13 protein-coding genes are annotated in these 15215 nt (G+C 64.4%); 8 read left to right on the forward strand and 5 right to left on the reverse strand.

Going from position 1 to position 15215, the window contains the following annotated elements; genetic code table 11:
• Nucleotides 1-57: 57 nt before the first annotated feature.
• The 6 genes from tsaD (at nucleotide 58) to KFF05_17120 (ending at nucleotide 6800) form a co-directional block, all read left to right on the forward strand.
• Entirely contained in the window at nucleotides 58-1116 is a 1059-nt protein-coding gene (tsaD, locus tag KFF05_17095) for a tRNA (adenosine(37)-N6)-threonylcarbamoyltransferase complex transferase subunit TsaD (GenBank protein ID UTW51587.1), read from the forward strand.
• A gap of 61 nt (nucleotides 1117-1177) precedes the next feature.
• Nucleotides 1178-2167 (forward strand): NAD(P)-dependent glycerol-3-phosphate dehydrogenase, encoded by a 990-nt coding sequence (locus KFF05_17100; GenBank protein ID UTW51588.1) that lies wholly within the window; start codon nucleotides 1178-1180, stop codon nucleotides 2165-2167.
• A gap of 73 nt (nucleotides 2168-2240) precedes the next feature.
• The gene (locus tag KFF05_17105; protein UTW51589.1) at nucleotides 2241-2525 is read left to right on the forward strand and encodes a YciI family protein; all 285 of its coding nucleotides are present in this window, start codon (nucleotides 2241-2243) and stop codon (nucleotides 2523-2525) included.
• 28 nt (nucleotides 2526-2553) lie between these two features.
• Nucleotides 2554-2883, forward strand: a complete 330-nt coding sequence (locus KFF05_17110) for a Rieske (2Fe-2S) protein (protein ID UTW51590.1) — start codon at nucleotides 2554-2556, stop codon at nucleotides 2881-2883.
• Nucleotides 2884-3202: 319 nt separating this feature from the next.
• Nucleotides 3203-5149 (forward strand): acetate--CoA ligase, encoded by a 1947-nt coding sequence (gene acs / locus KFF05_17115; GenBank protein ID UTW51591.1) that lies wholly within the window; start codon nucleotides 3203-3205, stop codon nucleotides 5147-5149.
• Nucleotides 5150-5294: 145 nt separating this feature from the next.
• The gene (locus KFF05_17120) at nucleotides 5295-6800 is read left to right on the forward strand and encodes a M81 family metallopeptidase (GenBank protein ID UTW51592.1); all 1506 of its coding nucleotides are present in this window, start codon (nucleotides 5295-5297) and stop codon (nucleotides 6798-6800) included.
• A gap of 94 nt (nucleotides 6801-6894) precedes the next feature.
• Here KFF05_17120 and KFF05_17125 read toward each other — a convergent pair whose 3' ends face one another.
• The 4 genes from KFF05_17125 to KFF05_17140 all read right to left on the reverse strand — a co-directional run bounded on the left by KFF05_17125 (nucleotide 6895) and on the right by KFF05_17140 (nucleotide 11585).
• On the reverse strand, nucleotides 6895-7188 hold the full coding sequence (locus KFF05_17125) for a hypothetical protein (protein ID UTW51593.1): 294 nt from the start codon (nucleotides 7186-7188) through the stop codon (nucleotides 6895-6897).
• Between the two features lie 235 nt (nucleotides 7189-7423).
• Complete coding sequence (locus tag KFF05_17130; protein UTW51594.1) at nucleotides 7424-9610, reverse strand: xanthine dehydrogenase family protein molybdopterin-binding subunit; 2187 nt, start codon at nucleotides 9608-9610, stop codon at nucleotides 7424-7426.
• A 14-nt stretch (nucleotides 9611-9624) separates the two neighbouring features.
• On the reverse strand, nucleotides 9625-10080 hold the full coding sequence (locus tag KFF05_17135; GenBank protein UTW51595.1) for a (2Fe-2S)-binding protein: 456 nt from the start codon (nucleotides 10078-10080) through the stop codon (nucleotides 9625-9627).
• A gap of 98 nt (nucleotides 10081-10178) precedes the next feature.
• A complete protein-coding gene (locus KFF05_17140; protein ID UTW53772.1) occupies nucleotides 10179-11585 on the reverse strand; it encodes a DUF2083 domain-containing protein in 1407 nt (468 codons plus the stop codon).
• Nucleotides 11586-11777: 192 nt separating this feature from the next.
• On the opposite strand from KFF05_17140, the gene KFF05_17145 reads away from it, so the two are divergent.
• Both KFF05_17145 and KFF05_17150 read left to right on the forward strand, forming a co-directional pair.
• Complete coding sequence (locus KFF05_17145) at nucleotides 11778-12830, forward strand: hypothetical protein (GenBank protein UTW51596.1); 1053 nt, start codon at nucleotides 11778-11780, stop codon at nucleotides 12828-12830.
• Nucleotides 12831-13052: 222 nt separating this feature from the next.
• Complete coding sequence (locus KFF05_17150) at nucleotides 13053-13781, forward strand: transporter substrate-binding domain-containing protein (GenBank protein UTW51597.1); 729 nt, start codon at nucleotides 13053-13055, stop codon at nucleotides 13779-13781.
• Between the two features lie 19 nt (nucleotides 13782-13800).
• Here the strand turns inward: KFF05_17150 and KFF05_17155 are convergent, their stop codons facing one another.
• Complete coding sequence (locus KFF05_17155) at nucleotides 13801-15165, reverse strand: hypothetical protein (protein ID UTW51598.1); 1365 nt, start codon at nucleotides 15163-15165, stop codon at nucleotides 13801-13803.
• Nucleotides 15166-15215: the final 50 nt, after the last annotated feature.

A 15215-nucleotide genomic window follows, 5' to 3' on the forward strand; every position in this document is an offset into this window, starting at 1 on the left:
ACAGAGTAAAGTCCCCGGCCATTGCCGCAACCATGAAATTCACCCATGTAGATAGCCATGCGCGTTCTGGGCATTGAAACCAGTTGTGACGAGACCGCCGCCGCCGTGGTGAGCGACGGGCGCGACGTGCTGTCCAACGTGGTGCATCAGCAACTGGCCGACCACCAGCCCTTCGCCGGCGTGGTGCCAGAGGTCGCGGCCCGCGCGCACCTGGATCAGGTCGGCCGGGTGGTGCAGGCGGCGCTGGACCAGTCCGGCGTCGGCTGGGACGGCATCGACGCCGTCGCCGCCACGGCCGGGCCGGGCCTGATCGGCGGCGTGCTGGTCGGCGTGATGACCGGCAAGGCCCTGGCGGCGGCGCGCGGCCTGCCCTTCGTCGCCGTCAACCATCTGGAGGCCCACGCGCTCACCGCGCGGCTGACCGACGACGTGCCCTTTCCCTATCTGCTGCTGCTGGTGTCGGGCGGCCATTGCCAACTGCTGGTGGTCGAGGACGTGGGCAGGTATCGGCGGCTCGGCACCACCATCGACGACGCCGTGGGCGAGGCCTTCGACAAGACCGCGAAAATGCTGGGCCTGGGCTATCCCGGCGGCCCGGCGGTCGAACAGGCCGCGCAGGCGGGCGATGCGACTCGCTTCGAGCTGCCGCGCCCACTGAAGGGCCGGGACGGCTGCGATTTTTCCTTTTCCGGCCTCAAGACCCGCGTGCGCATGGCGATCGAGGGCCTGCCCCCCGGCCCCATGCAGGACCGGGACATCGCCGACCTCTGCGCCTCGTTCCAGGCCGCGGTCGCCGACGTGCTGGCCGAACGCACGGGCCGGGCCATCGACATGTTTCTGGAAAGACATCCGGCGGGCCGGACCCTGGTCGTCGCCGGCGGGGTCGCCGCCAACCAGGCGATCCGCACACGATTGCAGGCTCTGGCGGCGGACCGGGGGCTGGGTTTCGCCGTGCCCGCCCCGGCGCTGTGCACCGACAACGGCGCCATGGTCGCCTGGGCCGGGGTCGAACGCTTTCGCCTGGGCCTGACGGACGGGCTCGACTTCCGCCCGCGCCCGCGTTGGCCGCTTGACCCCGATGCGCCCAAGGCCATCGGTGCCGGGGTCAAGGCATAAGGAACAAGAATGCGCCATCTCCCTCTTCCCAGCCCCCGGCCCGGCCTATAAAAGAGTCGCCATGGAACGTTTCGCCGTCATCGGCGCCGGTGCCTGGGGCACGGCGCTTGCCATGGTCGCCCGCCGGGCGGGCCGTTCGGTGATCCTGCAGGCCCACGAACCCGATGTGGCCGCCGAGATCAATTCAAGCCATCAGAACCCCTACCTGCCCGGCGTGACGCTGGACCCGGCCATCGAGGCGACGTCGGACATGGCGACCGCCATCGACGGCGCCGAAGCGGCGATTCTGGTCGCCCCGGCGCAGTTCATGCGCCCGGTGACCCTGGCCATGTCGGCCGCCAAGCCGTTCAAGGCGCCGGTGCTGATCTGCGCCAAGGGGATCGAGAACGGCAGCTGCAAGCTGATGACCGAGGTCGTCGCCGAAACCCTGCCCGCCGCCCCGCAGGCCGTTTTGTCCGGGCCGACCTTCGCCATCGAGGTTGCCCAGGAAATTCCCTCCGCCGTGACCCTGGCATCCGACGACGGCAAGCTGGCGGAACAGTTCATTCAGGCCATCGGCACGCCGCGCTTCCGGCCCTATCGTTCGGAAGACCCGATCGGCGCCGAGGTCGGCGGAGCGGTGAAGAACATCCTGGCCATCGCCTGCGGCATCGTGCAGGGCCGGGGCATGGGCGACAACACGCGCGCCGCCCTGATCACCCGGGGCCTGGCCGAAATCGTGCGCCTCGGCCTGGCCAAGGGGGCGCAGGCGGAAACCCTGATGGGCCTGTGCGGCATCGGCGACCTGACCTTGACCTGCAACGCCCTGCAGTCGCGTAATTTTTCCCTGGGCGTGGCGCTCGGCCAGGGGCGGCCGCTGGCCGATATTCTGGGCGAACGCAAGGCCGTGACCGAGGGCGTGTTTTCCGCCCGCGCGGTGATCGAACTGGCCGGGCGGCTTGGCGTCGACATGCCGATCTGCACCGCCGTCAACGCCATCGTCAATCACGGCAAGGACATCGACCGCATGATCGAAAGCCTGCTTGCCCGCCCATTCACCAAGGAATTGTGAGCCCCCTGCCCCCTGCCCCTGCCCCCTGCCCCTGCCCCCTGCCCCAAGAAACGTCAGCCAAAAGGATCGTCCCATGCATTACATCGTGTTCGCCATCGACAAGCCCGGCCATGTCGATATGCGTCAGAGCATCCGCCCGGATCACTTGGAATACCTGAAGTCCCAGAAGGACATCCTCGTCACCGCCGGGCCCATGCAGTCCGACGACGGCGAGGCCATGATCGGCAGCATGCTGGTGATCGACGTGGCGGACCGCGCCGCCGCCGAGGCCTTCGCCAAGGGCGACCCCTATGCCAAGGCAGGCCTGTTCGAAAGCACGGTCATCAAGCGCTGGAAGCGCACCATCCCCGCCGAATAACGCGACCGAGACCCGACCCGAGAGCATCATGACCGAACACGCCCTCTGCCCATTGGACGATATCGCCGACGGCGGCTCGGCCGGGTTCGAGATCGCCGGCAAACTGGTCATGGCGATCCGCCAGGGCGATACGGTCTTCGCCTATGTCAATTCCTGCCCCCATGTCGGCACGCCGCTGGACATGTGGCCGGGGCGGTTTCTGACCCGGGACGGGGAATACATCCTCTGCGCCACGCATGGTGCCTTGTTCCGCATCGAAGACGGCCATTGCGTCGCCGGCCCCTGCGTCGGACGCGGCCTGACGCCGATTGACGCGCGTGTCGTGAACGGCGTTGTAAATATTTTCAATATCGATTGACGCCCTTGTAAATAAAGAAAAATTTCCGCCACGCACTTGCGCGATCCCTAATTTTTCCCTATCCAACGAATCGCCCAACCGACTTCCGGGGCGCTATACCTTGTTCTCGGGCGAGATTTCGCCATACCATTCGAGACCGCAGGGGGAAACCCGGGAGGAACAATCCCGGCTCCGGGGAAACGGCACACGGCACGGCCGGCGCAATCAAGCTCAAGCAACCGCCGGCCGACGCAGGGAGCAAGATCGGGCGGGACGCAGACCAGCCCCGCGCCAAAAAAGCGGCGCTTGCCGCGCGCAATATTGGGAGGTTTCTACCGTCATGTCTGAAGATCAATTGTTTCCGGTACCCGACGCCGTTGCCAAGGCGTCGCTGTGCACCAACGACCAATACCTGGAAATGTACAAGCAATCCGTCGACGACCCGGACGCCTTCTGGGGCGAGCAGGGCAAGCGTCTGGATTGGATCAAGCCCTACACCAAGGTCAAGAACGTCAGCTACGACTACGGCAACGTCTCCATCAAGTGGTACGAAGACGGCAGCCTGAATGCCTCGGTCAACTGCATCGACCGGCACTTGGCCACGCGCGGCGACCAGGTCGCCATCATCTGGGAAGGCGACGACCCCAAGGACGACGCCAAGATCACCTATAAGGAACTGCACGAACACGTCTGCCGCCTGGCCAACGCCATGAAGGCGCGCGGCATCAAAAAGGGCGACGTGGTCACCATCTACATGCCCATGGTGCCGGAAGCGGCCTATGCCATGCTGGCCTGCACGCGCATCGGCGCCATCCATTCCATCGTGTTCGGCGGGTTTTCGCCGGACGCGCTCGCGGGCCGCATCGAGGATTGCAAATCCAACTGCGTCATCACCGCCGACGAAGGCATCCGCGGCGGCCGGCCGATCCCGCTCAAGGTCAACACGGATGCCGCCATCGAAAAATGCGGCGGCGTCGACACGGTGTTCGTGGTCAAGCGCACGGGTGCGGACATCAACTGGGTCGAGGGCCGCGACGTGTGGTACGAGGAGGCGACCGCCGCCGCCGAGGCCGATTGCGCGCCCGAGGAAATGAACGCGGAAGACCCGATGTTCATCCTCTATACCTCGGGCTCGACCGGCAAGCCCAAGGGCGTGCTGCACACCACCGGCGGCTACATGGTCTATGCCTCGATCACCCATCAATACGTGTTCGATTATCACGACGGGGAAATTTACTGGTGCACGGCCGACGTCGGCTGGGTCACGGGCCACAGCTATATCGTCTATGGCCCGTTGGCCAACGGGGCGACCACGCTGATGTTCGAAGGCGTGCCCAACTACCCGTCCATGTCCCGCTTCTGGGAAGTCTGCGACAAGCATCAGGTCAACATCTTCTACACGGCCCCGACGGCGATCCGCGCCCTGATGCGCGACGGCGACGGCCCGGTCAAGAAGACCTCGCGCTCATCGATCCGCCTGCTGGGCTCGGTCGGGGAGCCGATCAACCCGGAAGCCTGGCTGTGGTATTACAACGTGGTCGGCGACGGCCGCTGCCCCATCGTCGATACCTGGTGGCAGACGGAAACCGGCGGCATCATGATTACCCCGCTGCCGGGTGCGACGGCGCTGAAGCCGGGGTCGGCGACGCGGCCCTTCTTCGGCGTCCAGCCGCAGATCGTCGATGCCGACGGCAACCCGCTCGAAGGGGCGACCGAAGGCAATCTCTGCATCATCGAAAGCTGGCCGGGCCAGATGCGCAGCGTCTACGGCGACCACAAGCGGTTCGAAGACACCTACTTCGCCACCTACAAGGGCAAGTACTTCACCGGTGACGGCTGCCGCCGCGACGCGGACGGATATTACTGGATCACCGGCCGCGTCGACGACGTCATCAACGTGTCCGGCCACCGCATGGGGACGGCCGAGGTCGAAAGCGCGCTCGTCGCCCATCCCAAGGTCGCCGAGGCCGCCGTCGTGGGCGCACCCCACGACATCAAGGGTCAGGGCATCTACGCCTATGTCACGCTCAACGCCGGCGAGACGCCGTCGGACGAGTTGAAGAAAGAACTGGTGCAATGGGTGCGCAAGGAAATCGGACCCATCGCCAGCCCCGACTGGCTGCAATGGGCACCGGGCCTGCCCAAGACGCGGTCGGGCAAGATCATGCGCCGCATCCTGCGCAAGATCGGCGAGGACGATTTCTCCAACCTGGGTGATACCTCGACCCTGGCCGACCCGGCCGTGGTGGATGATCTGGTCAACAACCGCCAGAACAGAATTCACTAAGCACCGATTACCATCCGAACAAGAAAGGCGGGGCCGTTTGGTCCCGCCTTTTTTCTGCGTCGGGCCGGGTTGGGCTTCTCAGGTCCAGGCAGCCAGCGTAGAAAAGAACAGCGGCGCCCGGCCGCTATGAACAAGGGAGGCATCTATGGCCCGCATCGCGATCGGCGGTTTCCTGCATGAAACGCACTGCTTCGTGCCCATGCGAACCGACTATGACTATTACGCCCGGGGCGGCGAGTTCCCGCCGTTGGCACGGCGCGCGCAAATCATCGAGCGTACCAAAGGCGGGTCGTTCGGCATGTCAGGCTTTCTCGACACCATCGACCCGTCCCATGAGCTTGTCCCCCTGATCTGGGGCCATGCCGGTGCCGGCGGCTATATCACCGACGATTGCTTCGAGCGCATTGTCGGCGAACTGGTCGGCATGCTGTCCCAAGCCATGCCCGTGGATGCGGTGTATCTAGACCTGCACGGCGCCATGTGTTCGGAAACGTTCCCCGACGCGGAAGGCGAGGTGCTCCGCCGCGTGCGGGCCTGCATCGGCCCGGACGTGCCGCTTGTCATCTCACTCGACTATCACGTCAACCTGACGCAGCAGATGGTCGACAATATCGACGGCGTCGCCATCTATCTGACCTACCCGCACATCGACCGCCAGCATACCGGCGCGCGGTCGGCGCGGATCCTGATGCGCGTGCTTGAGGAAGGCATCCCCCGGGGCAAGGCCCTGCGTCGCATTCCGTTTCTGCTGCCGCTGAATTTCCAATGCACCCTGATCGAGCCGACCAAGGCGATCATCGAGGCCTCCGTTGCCGCCGAGGGCGGCGACATTCTGAACCTGTGTTATGCCGCCGGTTTCCCGCCGTCCGATCTTGACGAATGCGGCCCTGCCATCGTCTGCCATGCCCGCACCCAGGAGGCCGCCGACCGCGCCGCCGACATGCTGGAGGCCATGGTGATGGACCGAGAAGCGGATTTCGCCGAACCCCTGATGACACCAGACGAAGCTGTGACCAAGGCCATGGAATTGGCGCAAACAGCATCGGCGCCCATCATCATCGCCGACACCCAGGACAATCCCGGCGCCGGCGGGACCTGCGACACCACGGGCATGCTGGCGGCCCTGGTGCGACACGATGCCCAGGGGGCCGCCATGTGCGTGATGTGGGATCCGGAGGCAGCCAAGGCCGCGACCGAAGCCGGGGTCGGCGCGACCGTGACCCTGGATCTGGGCGGCAAACATTCGATACCGGGTGACAAGCCGTTCCACGGCACCTTCGAGGTCGCGGCGTTGAGCGACGGCCGGTTCACGACCACGGGGCGGAGCATCCCCGGCCGCCGCATTGACATCGGCCCGGCCGCGGTCCTCAAGATCGGCGGCGTGTCTGTAGTGACCACCAGCAAGCGCATGCAGGCCTACGATCAGGACATCTTCAAACACATCGGCATCGAGCCCACGGAGCAGAAAATCCTGGTTCTGAAAAGCACCTGCCACTTCCGCGCCGATTTCGACCCTATCGCTGCCGCAACCCTGGTTGCCGTGGCCCCAGGGGCGCATATCGTCGACCCCAGGGAATATCCCTACCGGCATCTGCGCGCGGGCGTTCGTCTGGTCCCCCTGGGGCCTGCGTTCGTGCCCTCACCGGCGTAAGGCCGCCCGGCAAGGGGGGCACCAATCACTGAAACAAGAAAGGCGGGACCGTGATCAGGTCCCGCCTTTTTTTGTCTGATCAATCGGCCCGCGCCTATTCGGCCGCAACCATGGTCCGGACCAGAAGCAGCAGGTCCTTGGCGTTATCGAACTGCTTTTCCTTGCAGCGCTGTTTCGCCAGCTCCATGACTTTCAGCAGGATTTCCTCGGACTTGCCTTCGACGGCTGGATTCTCGTCAACTGCTTGGGCCGTGTCCGTCATCACCTGAAGGCATTGCTTTTCATCCCGGATCTCTTGCGCGGATGCAGGTGATGAAACCGCCACACCCAAGGCAATCGCCGTAAAGGCCACTGCCATAAGACCGAGCCGGCCATTGAAATTAGACATTTCAAACCTCCGTTGGTTGGTTGATCGAACATGGGCCGTCCAGGCACGAAAAATTTCCCTGCCGAGTTGACATGGAAAAATGCGGCTTAGGTTTGTGCTGTTTCACCGGACGCAGCCTGTCCGCGCGTTGGCGGCGCTCGTAAGGCACTGCCTTTTTCAGTCGCTTCTAATATACCAGAACGGCGGATACGCCGCTACTGGACAAACAGATTACCGAGTGCCGCACGCCCCTTGCTTACGCCATGCGCAGGCCCGCTTTTTTCAGCGGGAAATCGCGGATGCGTTTACCCGTAGCGGCGAAGATGGCGTTAAGCACGGCAGGGGCCGCGACCGCAATCGTCGGCTCGCCGACCCCGCCCCAGAACCCGCCTGACGGCATGACCAGGGCTTCGACCTTGGGCATGTCCTTCATGCGCATGACGTCGTAGGTATCGAAGTTCTGTTGTTCGACCCGACCGTCTTTCACGGTGCATTCACCCATCAACATGGCCGACAGGCCATAGACGAAGGACCCTTCGACCTGGGCCGCGATCTGCTGCGGGTTGACGGCATGGCCGGAATCCGTGGCCGCGACGATGCGGTGGATCTTCACCGTACCGTCGGGCGTGACCGAAACTTCGGCACAGGCGGCGACATAGCTGGCGAAGGCCGTACAATGGGCGAGGCCCCGGAACACGCCCTTGGCCTCCGGGGTGCCCCAGCCGGCCTTATCCGCCACGGCCTGCAGAACGGCCCGGCTTTTCGGATGGTCCTGCATGTATTTCAAGCGGAACGTAAGCGGGTCCTGGCCCGCGATATGAGCCAGTTCGTCCATGAAGCATTCCAGGTAGATGACGTTCTGGTTGGCGTTGACTCCGCGCCAGAAGCCCGGGCGCAGGTGCGGGTTGCGCATGGCGTGATCGACCTTGAGGGCGGGGAAACCATAGCTGATGGCGTGGTCGCCCTTAGGCCCCAGGCACTGGAAGGTGACCGGATCCATCCCGCCCTTGAGCCGCCCCGGCATGATGCCGGCCAGGATCGACTGCCCGGATATGCGCACGCGCAGCCCCGTTATCTCGCCCTTGTCGTCGAGCCCGGCCGTCATCCGGCATTGGGTGATCGGGTGGTAGGCGCCGTGGGTCATGTCCTCTTCCCGGGTCCACAGCAGTTTCACCGGCGTGCCCGGCATCTGCTTGGCGATCAGGACCGCCTGGCGCAGGTAGTCATGAACCGGGCCGGCACCCCGCCGCCCGAAACCGCCGCCCAGCAGCGTCTTGTAAACATCGCATTTGTCGGCGGGCAGGCCCGCCGCCTCAGCCGTGGCGTCGAGCGCCGATTCCCCGTTCTGGGTCGGACACCAGACCTCGCAGCGGTCCGCCGTCCACAAGGCCGTGGCGTTCATAGGCTCCATGGTCGCGTGGTGCTGGAACGGGTAGGAATAGGTCGCCTGCACCTGCTTGACCGAGCCGGCGATGGCCGCGTCGACGTCGCCGACCTCGTTGGCGACGAAGGCGTCCTTGGCATCCAGGCCCTCGGCGACCATGGCCGCGATGTCGGCGCTGTCGACCTTGGCGTGGGGGCCGTCGTCCCATTCGATGGGCAGGGCGTCGATCGCCGTCTTGGCCTGCCACCATTTGTCGGCGATCACGGCGACGGCGTCATCACCGACGGCCACCACCTTCTTAACCCCGGGCATGCCCATCACCTTCGATGCATCGAAGGATTTCAGCCTGGCCCCCAACAGGGGGTATTGACGGATCGCCGCGTTGAGCATTCCGGGCAGCTTCAGGTCCGTGCCGTAAACCTGCTTGCCCGTCAGCTTGTCGGCGGTGTCGAGACGCTTGAGCGGTTTCCCCGCGATGGTCCAATCCTTGGGGTCCTTCAGGGCGACGGTCTCTGGCACCGGCAGCTTGGCGGCGGCCTCGGCAACCTTACCGTAGGTCGTCGTGCGGCCCGTGGCGCCGTGGGTGATGACGCCCTTGGCGGTGGTGCAGTCGCCAGCGGCGACACCCCAGGCATTCGCCGCCGCCGTCACCAGCATCAGGCGCGCGGCGCCGCCGCCTTCGCGCACGTAATCGTGGGACCCCCGGATGCCCCGGCTGCCGCCCGTTGCGAAGCTTTTCCACACCTTGCCGCGCGCAAGGTTGGTGCCCGGCGTGGGATATTCCGTGGTCACACGGGCCCAGTCGCAATCCAGTTCCTCCGCGACCAATTGGGCAAGCCCCGTCAAAGTGCCCTGCCCCATTTCCGAGCGCGCGATGCGAATGACCACAGTCTCATCCGGCTGCACCACGACCCAGGCGTTGATCTCGTCCCTCTGTCCGGCCCCGGCCAGGGCGGTCCCGCCGCCACTGCCCAAGGGCACGCGGAAGCCCAGGATCAGGCCGGCGGCCCCAGCCCCCGCCATGAAGGTGCGCCGCGAAACGTTCATCGATATCGTCATGTCCGTTCCTCCCCTTACGCTTTCTGGCCGGCGGCCTGATGGATGCCGGCGCGTACGCGCTGATAGGTGCCGCAGCGGCAGATGTTGGACATCTCGGCGTCGATGTCGGCGTCCGAAGGCTTGGGGTTTTTCGCGAGCAGCGCCGCCGCCGCCATGATCATGCCGGTCTGACAGTAGCCGCATTGCGGCACGTCGAGATCCAACCAGGCCTTCTGCACCGGATGGCTGCCATCCGGCGACAGGCCTTCGATGGTGACGATCTTGTCCGTGGCCGCGACGGCCTCCAGCGGCAGGGCGCAGGCGCGCACGGCCTCGCCGTTTACATGGACGGTGCAGGCGCCGCAGGCAGCGATGCCGCAGCCGTATTTCGCACCCGTCAGGTCCAGGTATTCGCGCAACACCCACAACAGGGGCGTGGCGCCATCGACATCGACCGTGACGGCCTTACCGTTGACGTTGATGTTCGCCATGGGGCGATCCTCCGCAATTTGAAGATGAGATTGCGGTGATGTTCCGCCCGCGCGGATGAAATGTCTAATCACATTGTGATGACACGAAAGCCCGGTGATCAGCTTTCGTAGCGCGTGTTGCCGCGGCGGTTGGTGTCGATGGGGAGATCCATCAACAGCGGCTGATGGGCGCGCTGTGAGCAGTTCTTGCGCGGACACAGGTGGCAATTGATGCCGATGGGCGCGAACAGCTCATCATCTCGGCTGTTGAAGGGGGCGGCATAGGCCAGGCGATGGGCGTGTTTCAACTCGCAACCCAGGGACAGAGCCAGGCGGCGATCTTGGGTGTCGCGCGAGAACACGGGCCGTTCGGTCGTGCGCGACATGGTGAAGAATCGTTCCCCATCCGGCAATTCCACGAACTGCGGGACAATAACGCCCGGCGTGCGGAACGAGGTATGGATGTTCCACACCGGGCAGGCGCCACCGTAATCGGCGATGTTGAAGGACGTCGAATTGAACCGCTTAGTCACGTTGCCCGCCTTGTCAACGCGCAGGAAGAAGAACGGCACCCCCTTGGCCCCGTCGCGTTGCAACGTCGTCAGGCGATGGCAAACCTGTTCGAACGACACGCCGAAGGCGGCCGCCAGGCGGTCGACGTCATAGCGGGTTTCCTCCGCCGCCTCGAAAAACGGGCCGTAGGGCATGAGGAAGGCGGCCGCGAAATAGTTGGCAAGTTCGACATGGCAGCGCGCCACGGCGGTTTCGGAGCTGAGGGCGCTGCCGTCCGTGAGCTTTGCCAAAATCCCCGGCAGTTCGACCAGACAGAGCACATGGGCCAACTGGAACACCCGGTTCTGATGATCCAGGGCTTCCGACAGACGAACGATCGACGTCGCCTCGTCGTGGATGCGAAGCGCCTGTCCCATGTCCTCGATGGAGGCGATCCGCACTTCCAACCCGTGCACGCGCATCAACCGGCCCTTCAACACGGCATAAACGTTATCGACCTCGCAAGGCGTGGCGGCACGCAGGCGTTCCGCCGCCGCCTCCAGGTCGGGGAAGTGGTTGGAATGGTCACGGAAAAAATCATGGATGATGCGCTCCGGCGTCGACGACAGCAGGTCCGCCGGCATCCCCTCGCTGCCCAGCCGCATCATGTTCTCAAGCGCGTTTCGGTGATTGCGGTAGAGATGCAGGAAATGATCGACCAGCCGGGGCGCGTGGTCGATGGCGGCCCGCAGTTCCTGCAGGTCGGGCTGGTCGCCGCCGAACAGCGGGTCCTGCAGCATGTTGCGCAGATCGGCCAGCTGGGTCGAACTTTCGTCTTGGATCAGGTCGCGCCAGTCAACGCCATAGGCGTCGGACAAGGACATCAGCATGGTCACGGACAGCGAGCGCTGATTGTTTTCCAGCAGGTTCACATAAGCGGTCGAAACGCCCAGCGCCGACGCCATTTCCGCCTGGGTCTGACCGTGCTCGCGGCGCAACTGGCGCAACCGCGGCCCGACCAGGGTTTTGCGCATGCGCATGACCGTGTTCCGCTTTTAACTCAGATATTAACAAATTTACATTTAACTAAGAATGTTGCCAATACAAATAACACATAAACCCGATAAATCGTGATTTCGTGGTATACCAAGCGTAGGGTCTCGCCTGAAACATCGTCCTCTTGCAGGGGCGACGGTGGAAAGCAAAGACATCTGAGGAGACCCCACATGGCACATAACATTCTCATTCTTGGCGCTTCCTACGGCTCCCTGCTGGGCACCAAACTGTTGATGGCCGGCCACAACGCAACCCTGGTCTGCCGCGAGGAAACGGCCAAACTGATCAATGAAAAAGGCACGGAAGTCCGCATCCGCCTGAAGGGCGAGGACACGCACCGCACCTTCCGCTCCAAGGACCTGCCCGGCCGCCTTGACGCCCAGACGCCGGAAAACGTCGCCGCCGGGGCCTATGACCTGGTCGGCCTGGCCATGCAGGAGCCGCAGTATTCCGCCCATTCGCTGCGCACCCTCTTGATCCGCATCGCCGACGCTGGCATTCCCTGTCTTTCGATCATGAACATGCCGCCGCTGCCGTTCCTCAAACGCATTCCCGGCCTGGACACGGGCAAGCTGGAAACCGCCTATACCAACCCCCGGGTCTGGGACCGTTTCGAGCCCGACTTGATGACGCTGTGCAGCCCCGATCCCCAAGCCTTCCGCCCGCCGGAAGAAGGGGCGAATGTCTTGCACGTGGGCCTGCCGACCAACTTCAAGGCCGCGCGCTTCGGCGACCGCGACGCCAACAAGCTGCTCGACCGCCTGGACGCGGACATCGCCGCCGTGCGGGTCGGCCGGTCGGACGTACCGGTCAAGTTGAAAGCCTTTGATTCGATTTTCGTGCCGCTTGCGAAATGGTCAATGCTGCTGACCGGAAATTACCGCTGCGTGACGCGGGACGATGTCCGCCCAATCCGCGATGCGGTGCACGAAAACCTGGGCAAGTCGCGTATGATCTACCAACACGTGGACGCCATCGCCCGCAACCTGGGCGCCGATCCGGCCGACGCCGTGCCGTTCGAAAAATACGCCAATGCGGCGGAAAACTTGGCAAAGCCGTCGTCCGTGGCCCGCGCCGTGGCCGCCGGATCACCGGTGATCGAACGGGTCGATAGGCTGGTTCAGCTGATCGGCCGCTCGCTCGGCATGGCCAATCCCGAAATCGACGAAATCGTCGCCACGGTGGACGCGCGCCTGGCCCGGAATCAGCGCCAGTCCGCCTGACTGGCCCGCGCCCGGGACGGCGTTTACGCCACATTCGTTTCCTTCCTCCTTGCATGGGCGGAACCTTCGGGTTCCGCCCCCTTTTTTTGCATCTGGCCGGGCACGACGACGCCGATTGCCTGGCATTTATTGATTTCCAGGGCCGGATCGCGCATCGTCCGGGACCGCCCGGCGCCGCCGCCGGGCCCATCAACCTACAGAAAACACTCAAAGGGACGGAACATGACGAAAGACGCCATCGCCGACCTGCTGGACCCCACGGTCCTGCAGGTCGGAATCAACCTGGGTAACATCCTTCTGGTCACCGGCAAAAAGGCCAACGGCGACCCCGAGGGCATCGCCCCCGACATGGCCGCGGCCATCGCCGAAAAGCTGGGCATCAAGGTGAAATTCAACACCTTCGCCACGCCGGGCGAGGTCGCCGACGCCGCCGAGCGGGGCGAATGGGACATCGGCCTGATCGCCATCGAACCCAAACGGGCCGAGGTCATCGATTTCTGCAATGCCTATGTGCAGATCGAGGCGACCTATCTGGTCCCCGATGCCTCGCCTTTCCAGAAGGTCGAGGACGTGGACGCACCCGGCGTGAAGATCGCCGTCTCCGAACGGGCGGCCTATGACCTTTATCTTTCGCGTACTTTGAAGAACGCCGAACTGCATCGCGCCAAGGGCCTGCCCGGCGCCTTCGAGCTGTTCAAGCGGGAAAAGCTGGACGCCCTGGCTGGGCTGGTCCCGGCCTTGCGCGACAACGCCAAGGACATGCCGGGCACGCGGTTGCTGCCGGGCCGCTACACGGCGGTCAAACAGGCCATCGGCACCCGCCATGGCAAGCCCGCCTTGAAGGCCGTTGTGCAGGCTTTCATCGCCGAGGCGATCACGAGCGGTTTGGTGCAGAACCTGATCGACAAACACGGGGTGACCGGCAAACTGGCCGTCGCGACCGACGACTAAGCGGTGGGCCAGGGGGGCGTCAGGCCCCTCTGGCCATCTGCTTCACGCGCTGCAGATTTTTTTCGATGACGATGACCCGCTTCTGGTTGCCGGCGGCACGATAGATTTCCGACGCGCCGGAAAAGTATTTCTGCGCATCGGCGACCAGCTGCGGTGACGGTTGCCGCTTGGCCAGGGCGAAGCAGGCGGCTCCTAAGTTGTTCGCCGTCTGCGCCCACAACAGCGGCACCAATTCCTTCTTGCGCACGTCCAACGCCTGTTTGAAGGCATCGACCGCCTTGGCCGCCAGTTCCGGGCCCTGGGCCCGTTCGGCCAGGGCCAGCATGACCGTGCCGTAGCCGTTCATGGCCTCGGCCCAGCGCCCGGGATTCAGTTCCACGTCAAAGGCGGCCAGAGCACTTTCAAAGGCCTGGGCCGATTCCTTGAGCCGCGCCGGCGTGGTTTCCTTGTTGCCGATCTTGTACAGCACCATGGCCGTGTTGATCAGCGCGAGCGCGTATTCGTTGGGGTAATTGTCGCGGCCGAGGGCATCGGCGACCTCGCGGTAGGCCGCCGCTGCGGCGGCCAGGGCGTCCGGATCCGCATCCTGGGTCGATTTCATTTGCAGGCCATCGGCGAAATGGTTCTGCGCCAAGGCCCATTGCAGCAGGTCCTGCGACTTGTCGATCGTTTTGACCGCTTCCTGATAAGCCTTCAACCCCTTGGCCAGGTACTTCTTGGCGCCGACCCGGCACAAGGACAGGCAGACATTGCCATAGCAGGTCAGGCAGGACGCCAGATGCGGCGGTTCCAGATGCGGCGGGCTGTCCCAGACCTTCTCCAAATCCTTCATCTCGCCCTCAAGCACGCTCGCCAGTTTCTTGCGTGCCCCCCGGTGCACGGGCAACAGCGCGCCCATGGCCGACACCAGGATCAGTTTGTACAGATCGCGCGGCATGGGGATCGGCAGGGTCAGGTGATCAAGCGGCCCGAACGTGCTGGCCGCCCCTTCGGCCGCCCCCACGGGCAGAAAGCGCAGTTCGACCGCTGTGCCGAGGTCGACCGTGGCCCCCCAGACCAAAAGGTCCGCCTCTTCCTCGCGCAACCATTCCGCACCCGTGCGGACCCCTTCCTGCAGAGCGCTGAGCAGGGGGGCCTTGGGATTGAGCTTGATCGCCTGGGTCCGGCGGTAGACGGCGACGTCGGAAATGGCGCCGAAGATGTCGGCCAGGCTTTCGGTAATCTTGTCGCCGCCGGCACCGTCGATATCGGTCAGCACGATGCTGGCCGCCGAGCCCGACATTTCGGTCGGCACAAAGCCGCCGCCGACCCGTTTCCCTTTGCGGCGGGATTTCTTTTTGGCTTTGGTCCCGCCCAACCCAAACAGTGCCTTGAGAAGACCCATTTCTGAATTCTTTGTATTGCGGCGCGAACGTGCGGCGATCACCGGCGTCC

Source organism: bacterium SCSIO 12827 (assembly GCA_024397995.1).
GTDB lineage: Bacteria > Pseudomonadota > Alphaproteobacteria > Rhodospirillales > Casp-alpha2 > UBA1479.